The organism is Comamonas sp. Z3 (assembly GCF_008121565.1).
In the GTDB taxonomy this organism is placed as follows: domain Bacteria; phylum Pseudomonadota; class Gammaproteobacteria; order Burkholderiales; family Burkholderiaceae_C; genus Comamonas; species Comamonas brasiliensis.
Window position 1 is genome coordinate 86,658 of the sequence record NZ_VOQU01000002.1, and the last position, 19,703, is coordinate 106,360.

18 protein-coding genes are annotated in these 19,703 nt (G+C 61.3%); 8 read left to right on the plus strand and 10 right to left on the minus strand.

Annotated elements, in window-relative coordinates:
* Positions 1–113: 113 nt before the first annotated feature.
* Positions 114–1,472 (minus strand): M23 family metallopeptidase, encoded by a 1,359-nt coding sequence (locus FSY59_RS05100; protein ID WP_003058979.1) that lies wholly within the window; start codon positions 1,470–1,472, stop codon positions 114–116.
* Positions 1,473–1,663: 191 nt separating this feature from the next.
* Between FSY59_RS05100 and tyrS the strand changes: the two genes are divergently transcribed.
* Positions 1,664–2,896 carry a tyrosine--tRNA ligase gene (tyrS, locus tag FSY59_RS05105; protein WP_043370788.1) on the plus strand — a complete coding sequence of 411 codons (1,233 nt, stop codon included), beginning with the start codon at positions 1,664–1,666 and terminating at the stop codon, positions 2,894–2,896.
* A gap of 168 nt (positions 2,897–3,064) precedes the next feature.
* On the opposite strand, the gene FSY59_RS05110 is transcribed toward tyrS, so the two are convergent.
* Positions 3,065–4,045: a LysR substrate-binding domain-containing protein gene (locus FSY59_RS05110; RefSeq protein ID WP_003058974.1), complete on the minus strand. Its 981-nt coding sequence runs from the start codon at positions 4,043–4,045 to the stop codon at positions 3,065–3,067.
* 104 nt (positions 4,046–4,149) lie between these two features.
* On the opposite strand from FSY59_RS05110, the gene glmU reads away from it, so the two are divergent.
* Together glmU and FSY59_RS05120 are read left to right on the plus strand one after the other, a co-directional pair.
* The gene (gene glmU / locus FSY59_RS05115; protein ID WP_148728618.1) at positions 4,150–5,580 is read left to right on the plus strand and encodes a bifunctional UDP-N-acetylglucosamine diphosphorylase/glucosamine-1-phosphate N-acetyltransferase GlmU; all 1,431 of its coding nucleotides are present in this window, start codon (positions 4,150–4,152) and stop codon (positions 5,578–5,580) included.
* Complete coding sequence (locus FSY59_RS05120; protein WP_148728619.1) at positions 5,580–6,377, plus strand: ATP-binding protein; 798 nt, start codon at positions 5,580–5,582, stop codon at positions 6,375–6,377. The genes glmU and FSY59_RS05120 overlap by 1 nt, the downstream gene beginning before the upstream one ends.
* 4 nt (positions 6,378–6,381) lie before the next feature.
* On the opposite strand, the gene FSY59_RS05125 is transcribed toward FSY59_RS05120, so the two are convergent.
* A complete protein-coding gene (locus FSY59_RS05125; RefSeq protein ID WP_003058968.1) occupies positions 6,382–7,515 on the minus strand; it encodes a diguanylate cyclase AdrA in 1,134 nt (377 codons plus the stop codon).
* 127 nt (positions 7,516–7,642) lie between these two features.
* The gene (locus tag FSY59_RS05130; protein ID WP_148728620.1) at positions 7,643–8,143 is read right to left on the minus strand and encodes an Lrp/AsnC family transcriptional regulator; all 501 of its coding nucleotides are present in this window, start codon (positions 8,141–8,143) and stop codon (positions 7,643–7,645) included.
* Between the two features lie 136 nt (positions 8,144–8,279).
* Here FSY59_RS05130 and glmS point away from each other — a divergent pair, with 136 nt between their 5' ends.
* Positions 8,280–10,196, plus strand: a complete 1,917-nt coding sequence (gene glmS / locus FSY59_RS05135; RefSeq protein WP_003058965.1) for a glutamine--fructose-6-phosphate transaminase (isomerizing) — start codon at positions 8,280–8,282, stop codon at positions 10,194–10,196.
* 271 nt (positions 10,197–10,467) lie between these two features.
* Here glmS and FSY59_RS05140 read toward each other — a convergent pair whose 3' ends face one another.
* Entirely contained in the window at positions 10,468–11,022 is a 555-nt protein-coding gene (locus tag FSY59_RS05140) for a cupin domain-containing protein (RefSeq protein ID WP_003058963.1), read from the minus strand.
* Positions 11,023–11,043: 21 nt separating this feature from the next.
* Positions 11,044–12,006, minus strand: coding sequence for a tripartite tricarboxylate transporter substrate binding protein (locus FSY59_RS05145; protein ID WP_148728621.1), 963 nt, complete (start codon positions 12,004–12,006; stop codon positions 11,044–11,046).
* A 41-nt stretch (positions 12,007–12,047) separates the two neighbouring features.
* Here FSY59_RS05145 and FSY59_RS05150 point away from each other — a divergent pair, with 41 nt between their 5' ends.
* Positions 12,048–12,848, plus strand: coding sequence for a TetR/AcrR family transcriptional regulator (locus FSY59_RS05150; RefSeq protein ID WP_255439172.1), 801 nt, complete (start codon positions 12,048–12,050; stop codon positions 12,846–12,848).
* Positions 12,849–13,352: 504 nt separating this feature from the next.
* On the opposite strand, the gene FSY59_RS05155 is transcribed toward FSY59_RS05150, so the two are convergent.
* From FSY59_RS05155 to FSY59_RS05170, 4 genes are all read right to left on the minus strand, one after another.
* A complete protein-coding gene (locus FSY59_RS05155) occupies positions 13,353–14,648 on the minus strand; it encodes a TRAP transporter large permease (protein ID WP_003058954.1) in 1,296 nt (431 codons plus the stop codon).
* Complete coding sequence (locus tag FSY59_RS05160; protein ID WP_003058951.1) at positions 14,641–15,147, minus strand: TRAP transporter small permease; 507 nt, start codon at positions 15,145–15,147, stop codon at positions 14,641–14,643. Before FSY59_RS05160 ends, FSY59_RS05155 begins: the two co-directional genes overlap by 8 nt.
* Positions 15,148–15,226: 79 nt before the next feature.
* Positions 15,227–16,210 (minus strand): TRAP transporter substrate-binding protein, encoded by a 984-nt coding sequence (locus tag FSY59_RS05165; RefSeq protein ID WP_148728622.1) that lies wholly within the window; start codon positions 16,208–16,210, stop codon positions 15,227–15,229.
* A 170-nt stretch (positions 16,211–16,380) separates the two neighbouring features.
* A complete protein-coding gene (locus FSY59_RS05170) occupies positions 16,381–17,058 on the minus strand; it encodes a GntR family transcriptional regulator (protein WP_003058942.1) in 678 nt (225 codons plus the stop codon).
* A gap of 292 nt (positions 17,059–17,350) precedes the next feature.
* On the opposite strand from FSY59_RS05170, the gene FSY59_RS05175 reads away from it, so the two are divergent.
* The 3 genes from FSY59_RS05175 to pcp are packed head-to-tail and all read left to right on the plus strand — an operon-like array spanning position 17,351 to position 19,695.
* Entirely contained in the window at positions 17,351–18,070 is a 720-nt protein-coding gene (locus tag FSY59_RS05175; protein WP_003058940.1) for a DUF969 domain-containing protein, read from the plus strand.
* The gene (locus tag FSY59_RS05180) at positions 18,067–19,020 is read left to right on the plus strand and encodes a DUF979 domain-containing protein (protein WP_003058938.1); all 954 of its coding nucleotides are present in this window, start codon (positions 18,067–18,069) and stop codon (positions 19,018–19,020) included. Before FSY59_RS05175 ends, FSY59_RS05180 begins: the two co-directional genes overlap by 4 nt.
* A gap of 12 nt (positions 19,021–19,032) precedes the next feature.
* The gene (gene pcp, locus FSY59_RS05185) at positions 19,033–19,695 is read left to right on the plus strand and encodes a pyroglutamyl-peptidase I (protein ID WP_003058936.1); all 663 of its coding nucleotides are present in this window, start codon (positions 19,033–19,035) and stop codon (positions 19,693–19,695) included.
* Positions 19,696–19,703: the final 8 nt, after the last annotated feature.

The following is a 19,703-nucleotide window of genomic DNA, read 5'->3' on the forward strand; positions in this document are numbered from 1 at the left end:
ACTATCTTAGCTGTAGCGTTCGGTGCATGTCTGATGGGCGCTGCCAACGATCTTCATGCGCAAATGAAAAAGGGCTGCAATCTGCAGCCCTTGGTGTGCATGGCGACGCTGGCTCAGCGCGCGCTGGCCACGGCATACGATTGCGTGCCGGCGTTGAGTTCGATGCGCATCTGCGCGGCCTGCTGCTCGAAGGCCGGGCGGGCGGCCTTGGAGATGGGCTGGGCGGCGTCGGTGATCTGGGCAATGGTCAGCGGATCGCGCTGCTCGCCCTTGTCGCGGAACTCGAAGTGCAGATGAGGGCCGGTGGCCCAGCCCGTGGAGCCCACGGCGCCGATGATGTCGCCCTGGTCCACGCGCTGACCGCGCTTGACGTCAATGCGGCTCAGGTGGGCATAGACGGTGGTGTGCTGGTTGGCGTGGTCGACAAAGATCACATTGCCGTAGCCGTTCTGCACGCCGGCAAAGGACACGACGCCGTCGCCCACGGTACGCACCTTGGTGCCGGTGGGAGCCGCAAAGTCGGTGCCCAGATGAGCGCGCCAGGTTTTCTGGATGGGGTGGACCCGCATGGAGAAGCCGCTGCTGATGCGCGAGAACTCCACGGGATAGTTCAGATAGGCCTGGCGCAGGCTCTTGCCGTCCAGCGTGTAGTAGGCGCCCTTCTTGCCGGCTTCCTGGAACCACATGGCCTGATGCGACTTGCCATTGTTGTAGAACTCGGTGCTCAGCACGCGGCCGGCACGCAGTGGCTCGCCATCGGCTTCCAGCGATTCATAGACCACCGCAAATCGGTCACCCTTGCGCAGGCCGCGGCGGAAGTCGAGCTCGCCCTGGAAGATGTCGGCCATCTGCATGGAGATGCTGTCGGGAATGTCGGAGGCATCCGTGGCGGCAAAGAAGGAGGAGCGAATCACGCCACCGGCCAGACGCGGGCTGGCCGTGAGCTTGCCGGTCTCGATCTTGGATTGCAGCTTGCCGTCCACGCGCTCCACGGTCAGGCGCTGGAAGCTGCCATCTTCGCCAGGAGCCCAGCGCACGGTCAGCTGGCTCAGTTGCTGGTCGGGCGTGGTTTCGGCGGACACCAGGCGGCCGGCGCGACCCAGCACGTTCTGGCGCACGGCATCGTTGCTGCGCATGAAGGCTGCGGCCTGCGGATCGGCAATGCCAAGGCGCTGCAGCAGCGACTCGGTCGTGTCGTTGGCACGGGTGTATTCGGAACGGTAGAGGGAGAAGGACTGCAGATCCGTCAGATCGGCCAGATCCTGGCCGGCGGCCAGGGAGGTGACGGGTTCGGTCAGTGTGCGTACGGGAAGGTCGGCGGGGTCGGGCCCCAGGCTGGCCACTGCAAAGGCACCGCTGCCACCGGTCAGCAAAACAGTCGCCAGCGCGGCCGTGGCGCGCTTGGGGTGTTTTTGCAGAGCCGATGTCAGCCGTGCGATCAGAGCACCGCCGGCATTTTTCAAGCCAGTCATCAAAACATCAAATCCTTGGGAAAGCGTGTCGGTGGAGTTGGTATTTGTTACGACTGACACGTCTCCAGCAGCTCTACCGTGCCATAAGTCCATCCAAAGAGGTCTTTATGAGGGAGCAGTCTAGAATTGACCGTAACACCAAACCTCCAAGTATATCGGCCGCGTCCTACCTCGCCTGCCGAAAAACCCTTATGAATCAATCTGCTGTTACAAGTTTTCCCGTGACCGACAGAGTGAACCAGGCGCTGGAAGTCACTCTGCGTGGAGTCGATGAGCTGCTGCCCAAGGACGAGTGGGTCCAGAAACTGGCCAGGTCCGAAGCCACCGGTGTGCCCCTGCGCATCAAGCTGGGCCTGGACCCGACAGCTCCCGACATCCACCTGGGGCACACCGTGGTGCTCAACAAGATGCGCCAGCTGCAGGACCTGGGTCATCAGGTGATCTTTCTGATCGGCGACTTCACCACGCTGATCGGCGACCCTTCGGGCCGCAACTCCACGCGTCCGCCGCTGACGGCCGAGCAGATCAAGGCCAACGCCGAGACTTATTACACCCAGGCCGCCAAGGTGCTGGACCCGGCCAGGACCGAGGTGCGCTACAACAGCGAGTGGTGCGACCAGCTGGGCGCGCGCGGCATGATCCAGCTGTCGGCCAAGTACACGGTGGCGCGCATGATGGAGCGCAACGACTTCCATACGCGCTTCACCGACGGCAGCTCCATCAGCCTGCACGAGTTTCTCTATCCGCTGCTGCAGGGCTATGACTCGGTGGCGCTCAAGTCCGATCTGGAGCTGGGCGGCACCGATCAGAAGTTCAATCTGATGATGGGCAGACATCTGCAGGCCGAGTATGGTCAGGAGCAGCAGTGTGTGCTCACAATGCCTTTGCTGGTGGGCCTGGATGGCGTGCACAAGATGTCCAAGTCCAAGAACAACTACATCGGCATCACCGAGGACGCCAACACCATGTTCGCCAAGGTGCTGTCGATCTCGGACGAGCTGATGTGGGACTGGTACACCCTGCTGTCCTTCAAGAGCCTGGCCGATATCGCCGCGCTCAAGGCCGAGATCGAGGCCGGCGGCAACCCCAAGCATGCCAAGGTGGCCCTGGCCAAGGAAATCACCGCACGCTTCCACAGCGCAGCGGCGGCCGAGGCGGCCGAGCAGGATTTCATCAACCGCTCCAAGGGCGGCATCCCCGATGACATCCCTGAAATCAACCTGCCCGGTGCTCCGCTGGGTATTGGTGCGCTGGTCAAGCAGGCCAATCTGGCTGCATCGACCGGCGAAGCCAACCGCCTGATCGATGGCGGCGGCGTGCGCATCGACGGCAACGTCATCAGCGACCGCGCACTGAAGCTGGATGCCGGCACCTTTGTGCTGCAGGTGGGCAAGCGCAAGTTTGCGCGTGTCACGCTGAGCTGAGCGGCGCGTCACCGCTGCGCGCAACAGGGCAAGGCGCCGTCCTTGCCGACATGGTCTGTCGAAGGTATCAGTCATCAAAATGAGAGCTTCTTACGCTTGATACATCTACGTTTCAATTCATTTTGTATTTGAAACAAAGGTGGATCAAGCGTTGGCAGCTCTCTTTTTTTATGGGGTCGGCTCGCCCGCGCCCCGCATGGCGTCGCGTGTCTGGCGGGCTTGCTCCATCAGCCACTGACAGAAAGCCTGTACCTCGGGTCGCTCGCTGCTGCGCGGGCCTTGCAGCAGCCAGTACGACAGCGGCGACGCCAGGCGATGTTCGGGCAATACCTCGATCAGGCTGCCGGCCGCCAGCGCATCGGCCACCAGCGGCAGGCGCGCGATGGCCAGGCCCTGGCCGGCCAGCGCGGCCTGCACGATCTGGTGGGCGTAGTTGAAGTACAGCCAGCGCGGCGGCTGCAGCTGGTCGCAGCCGTTGGCGGCAAACCAGCGCTGCCAGCTCAGCCACTCCAGCTGGGGCATGCGATGTACGTCGCCGGTTTCAATCAGCGTGTAGTGGGCCGCATCGGCGGGGCTGCGCACGGCAGGGCCGCTTCTGAGTAAGGTGGGGCTGGCGACCAGCACCAGCTCTTCACCGAACAGGGCCTTTGCCGAGGCATCGGAGACGCCGGCGCTGTAGCGTATGGCCAGGTCCACATCGGTGGTTTCCAGATCCACCACTGCGTCGCCCGTGTCGATGCGAATGTCGATATCGGGATGGGCGCGCTGGAACGCCTCCAGACGCGGAATCAGCCACATGGCGGCAAAGCTGGCCCAGGTGGTGATGGCCACGCTCTTGCGGCCCACGGTCTGGCGGATCTGGCGCACCGTGGCGTCGATCGACTCCAGTGCGGGTTGCGCCGCATGCAGCAGCTGGGCACCGGCCCCGGTCAGCTCCACGGCGCGCGAATGGCGCAGGAACAGCGGGATGCCCACCTCGTCTTCCAGCGACTGGATCTGGCGGCTGACAGCGGACTGGGTCAGCGCCAGCTCGTCCGCTGCGGCTCGAAAGTTCAGGTGCCGGGCCACGGCCAGAAAGGCGCGCAGATGGCCGGCACCGATGGCGCGGGTACGAAGCAGCGGAGTGGGGCTGGTGGTGGCATGAGGCATGGCAGGGCAAGCATAAGGCGTTTGCAGCCACTGTTGCCCGCGCTTGCAGTTGCCGACGTCGGCTATGGGTCGATAATCAGGCGGTTTTCATCCCACAAATCAATATGACTGCACCTCTGGACATCGTCGTCATGGCTGCCGGCAAAGGCACCCGCATGAAAAGCCGCCATCCCAAGGTGCTGCAAAAGCTGGCCGGTCGCGCCCTGTTGCAGCATGTGCTGGACACCGCGGCGCAGCTCAAGGCGCGCTCGGCCGTGGTGGTGACGGGCCATGGTGCTGCGGAAGTGGAAGCTGCCATCACCACCGCCAATGGCGCGGATGGCTCCATGGACCTGAAGTTTGTGCGCCAGGAGCCCCAGCTGGGAACCGGCCATGCCGTGCAGCAGGCCGTGCCTGCGCTCAAGGACGATGGCCTGGTCGTGGTGCTGTCGGGTGATGTGCCGCTGACCCAGGCCGACACGCTGCAGGGTCTGCTCGATGCCGCAGGCAGCGACAAGATGGCGCTGCTCTCCGTGACCATGGCCGATCCCACGGGCTACGGCCGCATCGTGCGCAACGATGCCGGCACGGTGCAGCGCATCGTCGAGCAAAAGGACGCCAGCGAAACCGAACGTGCCATCACCGAGATCTACAGCGGCATCATGGCCGTGCCTGCCAGGCATCTGACCGCATGGCTGGCCAGGCTCGACAACAACAATGCCCAGGGCGAGTACTACCTGACCGATATCGTCGCCATGGCCGTGGCCGACGGCGTGCCCGTGGTGGGCCACCGCATTGCCGATGCACTGCAGGTGGCAGGCGTCAACAGTCCGCTGCAACTGGCAGAGCTGGAGCGGGCGCACCAGCTGCGCCAGGCGCGTCAGCTGATGGAGCAGGGCGTGCGCATGGCCGATCCTGCGCGCTTCGACCTGCGTGACGATGCTCGCGGCACCAAGGCCAGCCTGAGCTGCGGCCAGGATGTGGAAATCGACGTGAACTGCATCTTTGCCGGCAAGGTGACGATTGGTGTCGGCGCCAGGATCGGCGCCAACTGCCATCTCAGCAATGTGAGCATTGCCGACGATGCCGTGATCCATCCCTTCACCCACATCGACGGCGAGAAGGCCGGTGTGGAAGTGGGCCAGGGCGCGCTGATCGGACCGTTTGCCCGCCTGCGCCCCGGCGCCAAGCTGGGTCGAGAAGTGCATATCGGCAACTTCGTCGAGGTGAAGAACTCCACCCTGGCCGACGGCGCCAAGGCCAATCACCTGGCCTACCTGGGCGATGCCACGGTGGGTGAACGCGTGAACTATGGCGCAGGCAGCATCACTGCCAACTATGACGGCGTGAACAAGCACCGTACCGTGATCGAGGCCGATGTGCATATCGGTAGCAACTGCGTGCTGGTGGCTCCCGTGACCATTGCCGCCGGCGGCACGGTGGGCGGCGGCTCCACCGTGACCAAGAACACCGAGGTGGGTGCCTTGACGGTCGGACGCGGCAGGCAGGTCAGCATCCGCAACTGGAAGCGCCCCGAAAAGCTGCCCAAAGCCTGATGGAACCCATGCAGCCAGTTGTTGAAAGCAAGGTGCCTCGGACGCTGGACGAGGCGCTGGCGCTGCTGGCCAGACGCGAGGCCGAGCTGGCCGCCTTGCGCACGGCCCAGCAGGAATGGGTGCATGCGGTCTCGCATGATCTGCGGGCCCCGCTGCGCCATCTGCTGGCTTTCAACCCGTTGATTGCCGAATTGCTGCAGTCCCCCGGCCCTGGTGTCGAGGACCTCGAAGAGGCGCGCAGCTTTTTGCAGACCATGGACCAGTCCGCCCAGCGCATGGCGGCCATGTTCGAAGGCTTGCTGCAGCTGGCCCGGGCCCAGCGCCATGTGCTGCAGCCGCAACCCGTGGACTTGTCGGGCTTGCTGGGCAGTCTGCGCCAGCGTCTGCAGGCGGGCACGCAAGGCCGGCGCATCGAGTGGTGTCTGCCTGCTGCGGCTCCAAAGCTGCAGGCCGATCCGCATCTGCTGGAGCTGGCTTTGGATGCAGCTCTGACCAATGCCGTCAAATTCACGAGAGCTATGCCGCTGGCACGCATTCAGGTCGACGTGCAGCGCGACGGGCAAGGCGGCTGCTCCATCTCGGTGACGGACAACGGCGTCGGCTTCGAGCAGGCGCGCTCGGGCAAGCTGTTTGGCGTCTTTCAGCGCATGCATCGCGAAGCCGAGTTCGAGGGCCTGGGCATCGGCCTGGCGTTGGTGCGCGACGTCTGCCGCCGCCATGGCGGCGAGGCGGAACTTCAGGCGCAGCTCAATGCGGGATGCCAGCTGCAGATGCACTTGCCCACCTGTCTGCCCTAAGTGGTCAGACCACGTCGCGGTCCAGGCTTTCCTGCCCGGAGCCCGCCGCGCTGATCCGTGTCGACTCGGGTCGCATGGGCATGGTGGAGGGGCTGTGCTGCCTCTCGGGCTGCTGGGTGGCATCCATCACCTGGTCGCGCCCGCCGCTCTTGGCGCTGTAGAGCGCGCTGTCGGCCGCTTTGATCCATTCGGTCACCGAGCCGAAACTGTCATCGGCTGCGGCAACGCCGATGCTTGCGCTGATCTGCAGCTGCGGATAATCGCGAACGCGTATCTGGGCAATTTTTTCGCAAATGCGCATGGCCACGGAATATGCCTCCCTGGCCGTGGTGTGCTTGCACAGCACGGTGAATTCATCGCCGCCATAGCGCCCTGCAATATCGTTGCTACGCAGACTGTTTCTAATGGCCAGCCCGATCAGCTTCAAAACATCGTCGCCCACAATATGACCGTACAAATCGTTCACGCTTTTGAAACGGTCGATGTCAATCACCAGCAGACAGGTCTGCTCCTTGACGCTGCGGTGCTGGTGCAGGGCGGCACGGGCCTTTTTCCACCAGTAATCGCGGCTGTATACCGTGGTCAGCGGATCGATGCGCCCCAATAGCTTGAGCTGGAGATTCTGCCGGGCCAGAGTCTTGAGCATGCGGCTGTTGGACCAGCTGGCATAGGCGCTGTGCATAACGATCAGCGGCAGCAGGCTCAGCTGCACTGCCAGCGGCGCATCCCATTGCGGGCTGGGCGTGATGGCCAGGCTCATGAAAAACATGCCGCACAGCAGTGCGATCAGGGATGGCAGCCAGCGGCGCTTCAATCCGGTATAGAAGCGGTCGGCCACGCCTATGGCCAGAATGCAGATGCCGGGCAGCAGACTCCAGTGCATCAGAGCGATCCAGCAACCGACGATCAGCGCATCGATCAGGGAGTTGAAATACTCCGCCTGGAACTGATCCTGTTGCCGGCTTGAATGCAAGAAAGCAATATGTGGCCACGCCAGTGCACTTACCGCCGTGAATGCCCACCAGGCGAGATTGGTCGGGAGATATGACAGGCTCGCAGCTACCACTGCTCCGCCCAGTGCCATATAAGAGGCGCGCAGAGGATAGGTGCGTCGGTGAATATCTCGATGCAAGGGCATCTGGTGGATTTGGCTTAAGTCAAGATCGCGAGAATAATCGAATTAATACAATTTGTATCAAATATTAAGGCGCCTGCGCGGCATCTACACCACACATTGCGGTTCAAGAATAAAGGCGTGCAAGTCCCTAATGATGAGGGGCTGGCAAAGGCAGTTCGGTACTGAATTTGGCGCGTTTGAGACTGAAGAAGGCTTTGACATTGCGCACATTGGCGTCCTGCGTGAACAGCTTCTGGCTCAAGGCCAGATAGGCTGGCATGTCGGTGCTGGCCACGACGAGGACGAAGTCGGGGCCGGGAGAGACGCGCCAGCATTGCTGCACGCCGGGCTCGGCAACGGCTTTGTGCTCGAATTGCAGCAGCGAGGCGCTGTCCTGCCGGTCCAGCGAGACTTCCACAATGGCCTGCAGCCCATGGCCAGTGAAGCGCGCAATGTGTTCGCAGCTGAGGATGGCGACCTGTTTCTCGATCAGACCCAGCTCCTGCAGCCGCTTGACCCGGCGCAGGCAGGTGGCGGCAGACAGCTCCAGCAGCCGGGCCAGGGCCTGGTTGCTCAGGCTGGCATCCCGCTGCAATTGCTGCAGTAGCTGGAGGTCGATGTGGTCCAGATTGATGGAATTTTCATTCATTTGTATGAATTTTATTGAATAAAAATTCAAACTGCAGTAATGGTGAAATTTTTAGTCATTTTTAAAATTTTATTGATTGAAAATTTTTCATTGCAGCAGATAGCATGCTCGCTCAATCAACCTAAGGTGTACCTCTATGTGTGGCATTGTTGCTGCGGTTTCTCATCGCAATATCGTTCCGGTTCTGGTCCAGGGTCTGCAGCGACTGGAGTACCGCGGTTATGACTCCTGTGGGGTGGCGGTGCAGGCCGCGGACACCAACGGCCTGAGCCTCGGGCTGCAGCGTGCGCGTTCCACAGCCCGCGTGGCCGAGCTGATGGAGCAGGTCAAGACCGAACATGTGGAAGGTTTCACCGGCATTGCCCATACCCGCTGGGCCACCCATGGCGAGCCTGCGGTGCGCAATGCCCATCCCCATTTCAGCCATGGCCCCGGCATCTCGGCCGTGGCCGATACCGATGCACCGGCACGCGTGGCCCTGGTGCACAACGGCATCATCGAGAACTACGAAGCCTTGCGTACCGAGCTGCAGGCCAAGGGCTATGTATTTGCCAGCCAGACCGACACCGAGGTCATTGCTCACCTGGTGGACAGCCTCTACAGCGGCGATCTTTTCGAAGCCGTGCAGGCCGCGACAGCCCGTCTGCATGGTGCTTACGCGATTGGCGTGATGCACCGGGACGAGCCCCAGCGTGTGGTCGGCGCCCGCGCCGGCTCCCCGCTGATTCTGGGTGTGGGCAAGGACGGCGGCGAGCATTTCCTGGCCAGCGACGCGATGGCGCTGGCGGGCGTCACCGATCAGATCGTGTATCTGGAAGAGGGCGACCTGATCGATCTGCAGCCGGGACGCTACTGGGTCATCAGCAGGAGCGGCGAGCGCCTGACGGAGCAGCAGCGTCCGGTCAGGACCGTGATGGCACACAGCGGCGCAGCCGAGCTGGGCCCTTATCGCCACTACATGCAAAAGGAAATCTTCGAGCAGCCGCGCGCACTGGGCGATACGCTGGAGGGCTTGAAGAACATTGCCCCCGAGCTGTTTGACGGGGTCACTTCGGAAGGCAAGACCGGTGCTGCTGCCTGGCGCGTGTTCAAGGAGATCGACCGGGTCCTGATTCTGGCCTGCGGCACCAGCTATTACAGCGGCTGCACGGCCAAGTATTGGATCGAGGCGATTGCCGGCATTCCCTGCAATGTGGAAGTGGCCAGCGAGTACCGCTACCGCACCAGCGTGCCCGATCCCAAGACCCTGATCGTGACCATCAGCCAGTCGGGCGAGACGGCCGATACATTGGCGGCCCTGCGCCATGCCCAGAGCCTGGGCATGAAGCACAGCCTGACCATCTGCAATGTGGCCACCAGCGCCATGGTGCGCGAGTGCGAGCTGGCCTATATCACCCGGGCCGGCGTGGAGATCGGCGTGGCATCGACCAAGGCCTTCACCACGCAGCTGGCCGGCCTGTTCCTGCTGACGCTGGCGCTGGCCCAGTCCAAGGGACGCCTGACGGAAGAGAAGGAGCAGCAGTATCTGACTGCCATGCGCCATCTTCCCGTGGCCCTGCAATCCGTGCTGGCACTGGAGCCGCAGATCATCAGCTGGGCCGAAGACTTTGCGAAGAAGGAAAACGCACTGTTCCTGGGTCGCGGCATTCACTACCCCATCGCTCTGGAAGGCGCGCTCAAGCTCAAGGAAATCAGCTACATCCACGCCGAGGCCTATCCCGCCGGCGAGCTCAAGCATGGCCCGCTGGCACTGGTGGACAGCCAGATGCCTGTGGTCACCGTGGCGCCCAACGACGAACTGCTGGAAAAGCTCAAGAGCAATATGCAGGAAGTGCGTGCGCGCGGCGGTGTTCTCTATGTGCTGGCCGATGCCAAGACCAATATCGAAAGCAGCGAAGGCATGCATGTGATTCGCATGCCCGAGAACTATGGTGCGCTGAGCCCCATCCTGCACGTGGTGCCGCTGCAGCTGCTGGCCTATCACACGGCGGTGGCACGCGGCACCGATGTGGACAAGCCGCGCAACCTGGCCAAGTCGGTCACGGTGGAATAAGCAGACGGTCTCTGCCGCGAAAAGCGTTCCTGGCTGAAGTCGCAGTTTCAGGCGACCCGGGAAAGTTTTTCTCGATGAAATCCAGGTGGAGCTGATGTCGGCTGCATCGCTAAATGCGATGAAAAGCGCTCGTTGGAGCGCTTTTTCTATTGGGCGTCGGATGGGCTCGGCAGGTCAAGCTTCGGCCATCGGGTTGATTCAGGAGTGCATGGTGTTCTTCAACAAGTCTCAGGCACCGGCATCCGCATGTTCGTGTGCTACTGACCGGCTCTCAATCTGTGTCGATGCCTGCAACCAGCACAAAGGCAATACGAGCAGGTTTACCGGAGCGGTTGGCCCAGGCATGGTTGGTTCCACGCTGAATCAGAACATCGCCCGCTCGCAGCACGGTCTCTTCCTTATCCATGATGGCAATCAGCTCTCCTTCCAGCATGAGCGCGTAGTCCACGGAGTCCGTGCGATGCATGCCAGGATGCTCGCCGGGCTGAACATTTCGATGGGCATCGCCATACATGCGTGAAAACGTCGCATTCAAAGCAGCCTGAAGTTCCTGAGGGTCGGCGGGCTCGGCAGGAATATCCAGAATGCGTAGCACGGTACCAAGCGGCGGGGGCGCAACGCCCTGATGCAGATGAATGGTGTCGGGTGAGCCGATGTTTGCAGGGGCCGCATCAGTTCGCCATAGATTGGTGATGCGATATCCGGGCCGTTCCGGCACGAAGCGGATTGCGGGCGATGGGCCATCTTCGGCCAGATAGGAACGTCCTTGCTCATCGTTGGCAGTGACGACGCGGCGAATGGGCGCTGGGGTTGTGTAGTTGCTCATGAGCTGGCTGTGATGGATGGATTAGTTGGTGCCGGCATTGCGCTTGGCTGCCTCGCCCTGCTTGCGAAACTCGGTGGTAATGCGCTTTTCCCATTGCTGACGGCTTTGGTAGTGCACGACCTGATCACCGCTTTGGGCAATGCGTTTGACCGATTCAGACTTGGTGGCTTTGGCACAGGCATCGTCAAGCTTTGCCAGTGCGGCCTCGGGAACCCCACGGGGAACAAAGAGGCCTGCAAAAGAGTCTTCCTGCACCTTCATGCCCAGTTCCTTGAAGGTGGGAGTGTCGGGAAACGCGGGATGACGATGTTCCGAAGTAACGGCCAACAGCCGCAACTTGCCGGCACGAACCTGAGGTGCAGCAGAGGCTGCAATGCTGCTGACAAAGTCCAGGCGCCCTGCCAGCAATTCCTGGATCGAACCCGCATCACCCTTGTATGGGATGTGATTGAGTTGTAGCTTCTGGTCTCGCTCGAGCTGATCTATGGCTAGAAAAGGGGCCGAGTTGGGGCCGGGAGAGCCGTAGTTCAGTGATTTCTGTTTGGCGGCGGCAATCAACTCCGCGATCGTTTTGTAGGGGCTGTCGGCACGCACGCTCACTCCCAGAATGTTCTCGGTCACCCCGCACAGCGGTTGCACGGCATCAGGACTTAGCTTGAGTCCCTTGACGTAATGCGGTTGGATGGTGATGGGCGTCATGGGGGTAAAAGCCATGGTCAAGCCGTCGGCGGGAGATTGGGCCAGCACATTCATTCCAATGACGCCGGAGCCTCCCTCACGCGAGATCACGACGATGCTTTGACCCAGCTGCTTGTGCATTTCCTCCGCCAGAGTCCTGGCCATGACATCGGTCGAGCTTCCTGCGGCCCAGGGATTGATGATGGTCAGTGGCCTATGCGGAAAATTCTCCTGCGCCTGGAGCGAGCCGACTCCCAGGCAAGTGAGCCCCATAACGAGGGAGGATGCATGGCGCCAGATGTTCATTGTTTGTCTCCTTGTATTTCTGAATTCAGTCAGTCGACTGAATGAATGTTGATGCAAAAATGGAGACTACGCAAGAGGACGATCACGTGACCTCACTATCATTCGCAGTCATGAGAAAAACTGCCTCCGTTGATGTTCCCGCCGTATCGGGGAGAAGGGCTGCCCTGCGCCAAGCCGAACAGGCGGAAGTCACTTCTTCGGGAGTTGACAGGCCACGTGCCCAGGCAAGGCAGCGCATGCTGTGCGCGGCTGAAAAATTGTTTGCGCAGCATGGTTACGCGGGGACATCGTTAAGAGCGGTGATGGCTGAAGCAGACGTGGATACGGGGGCGATTCACTATCATTTCAAGAACAAGCTGGGCTTGCTCAAGGCTCTTTTCGAAGAGCGCGTGCAACTGGTCAATGCGCAGAGAGAAGCCTTGCTGGCGCAACTTGAACAGCGTCATGCGAACGAGCCTCCGAGCATTGAAGAAGTGCTTCGGGCGTTCATTGCTCCGGCATTGCGCACTGCATATGGCTCGGACGAGTCCTCGTTCAACCGGGTGGCTGCCCTGTGTTCGGTGGATCCTCTGAAGGAAGTCCGAGAGGTCGTATTCAAAGCGTATGACAAAACCGCTCTGAGGTTCGCCTTGTTGCTGCGTCGCGTGACACCTCATCTGAGTGAGACGGAGTTTCAGTGGCGCCTGGAGTGCATGTATGGTGCGATGATGTATATCCGCTCAGACAATGGGCGTGTCAGCCATATGCTCAACGACAGGCATCGGAGTGATCCGGTGGAAAAGGTGATTGAGCAGTTGATTGCTTTCACGGCGGCAGGGTTCGCGGGATCGAAGATGGCGTGAGATGACGCATCGGCAAGGTTGAGCGAGAGCTCAAAGCTTTGACGGCAGGCGGCGGGATGGATGGGAAAAGGAATGGACGCCGCATGAATCCCGGGTCTGTGCCTGCGGCCCCCATTCGCAGGAATGAAAAAGCGCTCCATGGGAGCGCTTTTCTGTGTTGGCATGGCAGGTGGATGGCTGGCTTCAGCGCTGGCTAGACTCCTGCCGCTTTGAAGACCCGGCGCAGTACCTGCATGGGCAGAAACTTCACGCGGCGGCGTTTGAGTTCATGTCGGTAGAGGCGCTCCCTCTCAATGAAGTTGATTTTTTCTTTCATTGCGATGTGTCTGGATGGCTAACCCGACTAATCTAACAGCGTAGTGCGCATTTTCCGTAACACCCTGTCAGAGGGATTCGGCATCCACATCCCGGCGCTGAAACCTACATGTTCTGGCATGCATGCAGCCATACTGGTTCGCCCATGAAAAACGCCCCTTTCGGGGCGTTTGTGCAGAGCGAATTTGCTTACATATTATTGGGCAGCACGGTCACGATCTGCGGAAAGAACCACAGTATCACGAGCGCCAGCACCATCAGCAGGAAGTACGGTGCGCAGACGCGGGCCAGATAGGTGATCTGCTTGCCCGTCATGCCCTGGAGCACGAACAGGTTGAAGCCTACCGGTGGCGTGATCTGGGCGGTCTCCACCGTGATCACGAGGAAGATGCCGAACCATAGTGGGTCGATGCCTGCGGCCTGGATGATGGGCAGAACCACGCTGGAGGTCAGCACAATGGTGGAGATGCCGTCCAGAAAGCAGCCTATGAGAATGTAGAACAGCCCCAGCACCGCAATCAGCATGGCGGGCGAGAGGTTCAGGCTGCCCACGTATTCGGCCAGCTGGCGTGGCAGGCCGATATAGCCCATGGACAAGGTCATGAAGGCTGCACCGGCGAGGATCAGCGCAATCATGCAGTACAGGCGGGTGGCTCCGAACAGCGATTCCTTGAAGTTCTTCCAGGTCAGAGCTCCTTGCAGGGCCGACAGAATCAGCGCTCCCGTCACGCCTATGCCGGCCGCTTCGGTTGCGGTGGCAATGCCGCTGTAAATGCTGGCAATCACACCCGAGATCAGCAGCACGACGGGGATCAGGTGCCGCGACTCGTAGACTTTTTGCCTGAAGCTCATGGAGCTGTCGGCCTTGGGCACCTTGTCCGGGTTCATCAAGGCCCAGATCATGATCCAGCCGCTGAACATCAGTGCCAGCATGATGCCCGGCAGCACGCCTGCCATGAAGAGCTTGGAGATCGACAGCTCGGCCGACACGCCATAGACGATCAAGATGATGGATGGGGGGATCAGCAGGCCCAGCGTGGCGGGGCCGCCCAGCGAGCCGATCACCATGTTCTCGGGATAGCCGCGCTTGCGCAGCTCGGGCACATTCATCTTGCCCACGGTGGCGCAGGTGGCGGCCGAGGAGCCGGACACCGCAGCAAAAATCGTGCAGCCGATGACATTGGTGTGCAGCAGGCGGCCCGGCAGCGCGTTGACCCAGGGTGCCAGACCGCGAAACATGCTCTCGGACAAATTGGTGCGGTAGAGAATCTCGCCCATCCAGACAAACAGCGGCAAAGCCGTCAAGGTCCAGCTGCTGGCAGAGCTCCAGATGGTCATGGCCATGGCATCGCCCGCAGCGCGCGCGGTGAAGAACTCCATGCCGAACCAGGCAACGCCCGCCAGCGTCAGTCCGACCCAGACGCCCCCGCCAAGCAGGACCAGCAGCACCACGATCAGTGCAATGCTTGCGGTGATTTCATTCATGAGGGGTTCCCTCCTTCTCTGCCGCCTTGCGTTTGCCCAGCAGCTCCAGCACCAGTTCGTCACAGAACGCGATGAAGAAAACAATCGTGCCCAGAGCCATGAAAATCTGCGGAATCCATAGCGGTGTGGCGTCGATGCCCACGGAGATGTCCTCGATCTCCCAGGACTGCCAGACCAGCCGTGTGGAATAGAAAGCCAGAAAAGCCGAAAGAAGGGTGGCGACGCCCAGGGCGGTCAGCTCCAGCGCCTTGTAGGCTTGGCCCTTGAGCGCACCCAGCAGCAAGGTGACGCGGATATGTTCACCTTTCTTCAAGGTGCTGGCCAGGGCCATGAAGCCGGCACCTGCCATGGCGTAGCCTGCATAGGCGTCGGTGCCAGGGGCGCTGAAGCCAAAAAGCCGGCTGGTGATGGTCAGCAGCACCATCGCCAGCACGCCGATCATGGCGATGCCGGCAAGCCAGGCACTGCCTTCATATAAACCATTGAGTAACTTGCGCATGCTTGTCTTCCTGAGCGGATGAGGTCATCGGCCACCCGCCCCGAATGCCGGGGCCGGGCGAGCCGATGCAATCTGCGCCTTACTTGCCAGCCTTGTAGCCGTCGAGAATGGACTGGCCGTCAGCGCCGGCCTTGTCCGTCCATTCCTTGATCACGGTCGCACCGATCTTGCCCAGGTCTGCCTTGAGCTGGGCGGAGGGCTGCTCGACCTGCATGCCGCCTTGCTTGAGGGCGGCAATCGAGCGCGCATCCACTTCCCTGGACTCTTTCCAGCCGCGCTGCTCGGCGGCGGCAGCGGCCTTGAGCACGGCCTCCTGCGTGCTCTTGTCCAGTGCGCCGAAGGCCTTCTTGCTCACGGTCACGGCATTCTTGGGAATCCAGGCCTGCACGTTGTAGTAGTACTTCAGGCTTTCAAACAGCTTGTTGTCGGCACCGGTTGCGCTGGAGGTGATCAGGCCATCCACCACGCCGGTCGCCAGAGCCTGGGACAGCTCGGCCTCCTGCACGGTCACGGGCTGGGCGCCGATCAGCTCGCCAATGCGGGCTGTGGTCGGGGAGTAGACGCGCCACTTCATGCCCTTGAGATCGGCCGCGGAGTTGATGGGCTTCTTGGTGTAGATGCCCTGGGGCGGCCAGGCCACGGAATACAGCAGCACCTGTCCCTGCTTGTCCAGCAGCTTTTGCAGCGCGGGTTTCTGGGCCTGGTAGAGCTTGTAGGCATCGTCATAGTTGCTCACCAGGAACGGGAGTCCATCGACACCGAAGATCTGCGACTCATTCTGAAAGCTCACCAGAAAGAATTCGCCCATCTGTGCATTGCCGGTCTGCACGGCACGCTTGATTTCGGGCATCTTGAACAGCGATGCACCAAAGTGCGGCGTGATCTTGAGCTTTCCGCCCGTGGCGGCATCCACATCCTTCACGAACAGTTCGTTGTTCTTGGAGTGAAAGTTTCCTGGTCCGTATGCGGTGGCGAAATCCCACTTGGTTTGTGCCATGGCATGACCGGCAATGCCGATGCCGGCGAGCAAGGTGGCGGTGGCGCAGAAAAAGCGACGCTTCATGAAAACTCCTCGGATAAGAGATGCGGACGAATGAACTCAGGCAAGAGTTGTGCCAAAAGTAGCATTTGTCTCAACAAACATCCATGAGGGATTTCAACGAGTTTTATGAAGCGTAGGGCGTTGTCTTTATGGTCTCTAGTGGGGAGTGAGGGATTGTTGAACAAAAATGGTCAGGGAGCCTTGATTCCTGCTTCTGCCAGACGCCGTGCATAGGCGGCCAGAATGATGCGCTCCGAGTGCACCAGATAGGCACTGAGTTCCTGCGCCGCCTCTGCGGGCCTGCCGGCTTCGAAGATCTGCAAGATCTTCAGGTTCATGCTCACATAGGGTGCATGCAGAAAATGCGGGTCGCGCAGCAGGCCGAAGGCCAGGCGCAGCTCCGCCAGCAGGTGCGAGAACATCTCGTTGAGGCGTTCGCTGTCGGCCAGGGCCACGATGGCTTTGTGAAACGCCATATTGGCGGTACCCACCTCGGACCAGTCCTCGGTCTCGCTGTGCCGCTGGCCGCTTTCCACGGCCTCGCGCATCCGCGTCAGTGCAGGGTGCATGGGGTAAGCCTGTGCAAGGGCCTGGCACTCGATCATGCGCCGCACGCGATAGATATCGATGATGGACGCCATGCTTGGCACGGCCACCGATACGCCCTTGTTGGGCTCATGCACCAGCAGACCTTCCTTGGTCAGCATGCGGAACACCTCGCGCAAGGTGTTGCGCGAAATATCCAGCGCTTCGCTGAGTGCCGCTTCGGACAGACGCTGGCCCGGGCTCAGCACGCCCTTGACCAGCTGGCTGCGTATTTCTTCGGCGATGCGTTCGGTCAGATTCTGGACCTCTGCTGCGACTTTCATGGCATTCCCTTTTTGCTGTCGCCAGAGTGTAGCCATCGTTCTGTTGACTCAGAGACGTCGAGAAGATTGGCGATACCTAGGGTTTGCTCTATTACAAAGTCTATTTGTTCTGCAAACAATTTCATTTGTGGAATCAATATAAATAGATTGTTCAACAATTAGGGGAATGAGGCAGGTCTGAAGCAGAGCTGCCCAGCCTTCCTCAAAAGAGCTGGGCGGGTTGCTGAGAGCGTTCCCGTCTTTGGTAGGGCCCGCCGCGCAGCGGATCAGGGCGTGATTTCCGGAGGCTTCCATGCCTGTAGACGTAAACCTGTGGCCGCTGATCGGCGTGCTCATCATCATTGCCGGCTTCGCGCTGCGCTTTAATCCCATGCTGGTGGTCATCGTGACCGCCATCGGCACTGCCTTCGCGGCGGGCTTTCCGCTGGACAAGGTGCTGGCCGCCATCGGGGCCGGCTTCATCAAGACCCGCAATCTGCCGCTCATCATCTTGCTGCCGCTGGCCGTGATCGGCCTGCTGGAGCGCCATGGCCTGCGTCAGCATGCGCAAAACTGGATCAGCTCCATCAAGTCGGCCACTGCCGGCCGCCTGCTGATCGTCTACCTGGCAGCGCGTCAACTTACCGCTGCCATCGGCCTGACCAGCCTGGGCGGTCATCCCCAGATGGTGCGTCCGCTGCTGGCGCCCATGGCCGAAGGCGCGACGGAAAGCCGTTACGGCAAGCTGTCGGTCAAGGTGCGCGAGAAGCTGCGCGCCATGTCGGCTGCCACGGACAACGTGGGCCTGTTCTTTGGTGAAGATATCTTCGTGGCCTTTGGCGCGATCGTGCTGATGACCACCTTCCTGAAGGAGGCCGGCATCGAGGTCGAACCGATCCATGTCGCGCTGTGGGGCATTCCAACGGCCATCTCGGCCTTCGCCATCCATGCCTTGCGCCTGCATCGCCTGGACAGGCAGCTGGCGCGTGAAATTGCTGCGGAAAAGAAAGCTGCCCAGGGAGAACAGGCATGACCATCACCATTCAATACCTGTACTACCTCGTCGGCCTGGTGCTGGCGGTGACGGCCGTGATGACGCTGCGCGACGGCAGCAACCCGCGCCGTTTCTCGGCGGGCCTGTTCTGGGCGCTGTATGCGCTGGTGTTCCTCGTTGGCGATCTGCTGCCGCCCGTATGGGTGGGGGCGGTGGCGGTCGTCATGGCCCTGATTGCCGGTTTCGGCGGCGTGATGGGCGGCAAGCATCAGCCGCGCACCGATGCACAGTACCTGGAAAGCGCCAGGCGCCTGGGCAACAAGCTGTTCGTGCCGGCGCTGGCCATCCCGCTGATCACCATGGTGGGCACGCTGTCGGCCAAGCATCTGGTCTTTGGCGGCACTCCCCTGATCGACCCCAAGAACAGCACCCTGGTCAGTCTGGGCATCGGCTGCGTGATCGCGCTGGTGCTGGCCTGCAAGATGACGCGCGAGACTCCCGTGCAGGGCCTGCGCGAGTCGCACCGCCTGATCGATGCACTGGGCTGGGCCCTGGTGCTGCCGCAGATGCTGGGCATGCTGGGTCTGGTGTTCTCGGATGCCGGTGTGGGCAAGGCCGTGGCCTATGTGACCACCACCTACATCAATATGGATGTGCGCTTTGTGGCCGTGGCCGTGTATGTGATCGGCATGGCGCTGTTCACCGTCATCATGGGCAATGGCTTTGCGGCCTTTCCGGTGATGACCGGCGGTGTGGGCGTGCCCGTGCTGGTTGGCGTCTACCATGGTGACCCGGCCGTGATGGCGGCAGTCGGCATGTTGTCGGGCTACTGCGGCACCTTGCTGACGCCCATGGCGGCCAACTTCAACCTGGTGCCCGCAGCACTGCTGGAAATTGACAAGAATGCCGTCATCCGTGCGCAGGTTCCCACGGCCATCACGCTGCTGATCGTCAATGTGTTCCTGCTCAACTTCCTGATGTTCCGATAAGAGAGAGTTGCCATGACTGAGGCTGCCCACCGAATCCTGCTGACCGGCTTTGAGCCCTTCGACAAAGATAGCGTCAACCCCTCGTGGGAAGTGGCGCGCGCGCTGAACGGCGAGCTGATTGCGGATGGCGTGGTGCATTCCGTGCAACTGCCCTGCGTGTTCGGTGCGGCCATGGAGGCGCTCGACGAGGCGCTGGCCAGGCTGCAGCCCACGCTGATCATCAGCCTGGGGCTGGCCGGCGGGCGCACTGAAATCACGCCGGAGCGTGTGGCCATCAATATCGACGATGCCCGCATTCCGGACAACGCGGGCCATCAGCCCGTCGACCAGTCCGTGGTGCGCGATGCGCCCGCTGCCTACTTCTCGACCCTGCCCATCAAGGCCATGGTGCGCCATCTGCGGGACGCGGGCATTCCGGCTGCGGTGTCGAACACGGCGGGCACTTTTGTCTGCAACCATGTGTTCTATGCCCTGATGCACAGGCTGTCGCGCCGTGCGGGCCCTGGCGTGCGCGGCGGCTTTATTCACATACCCGCGCTGCCGCAGCAGGCCGCGCGCCAGCCAGGCATGGCCAGCATGGCGCTGGAGACACAGATTCAGGGCATCCGCACAGCCATTCATACGGCCATGACGGTGCAGCAGGATTTGCAGGAACACGCAGGTCAGCTGCATTGATGCCGACC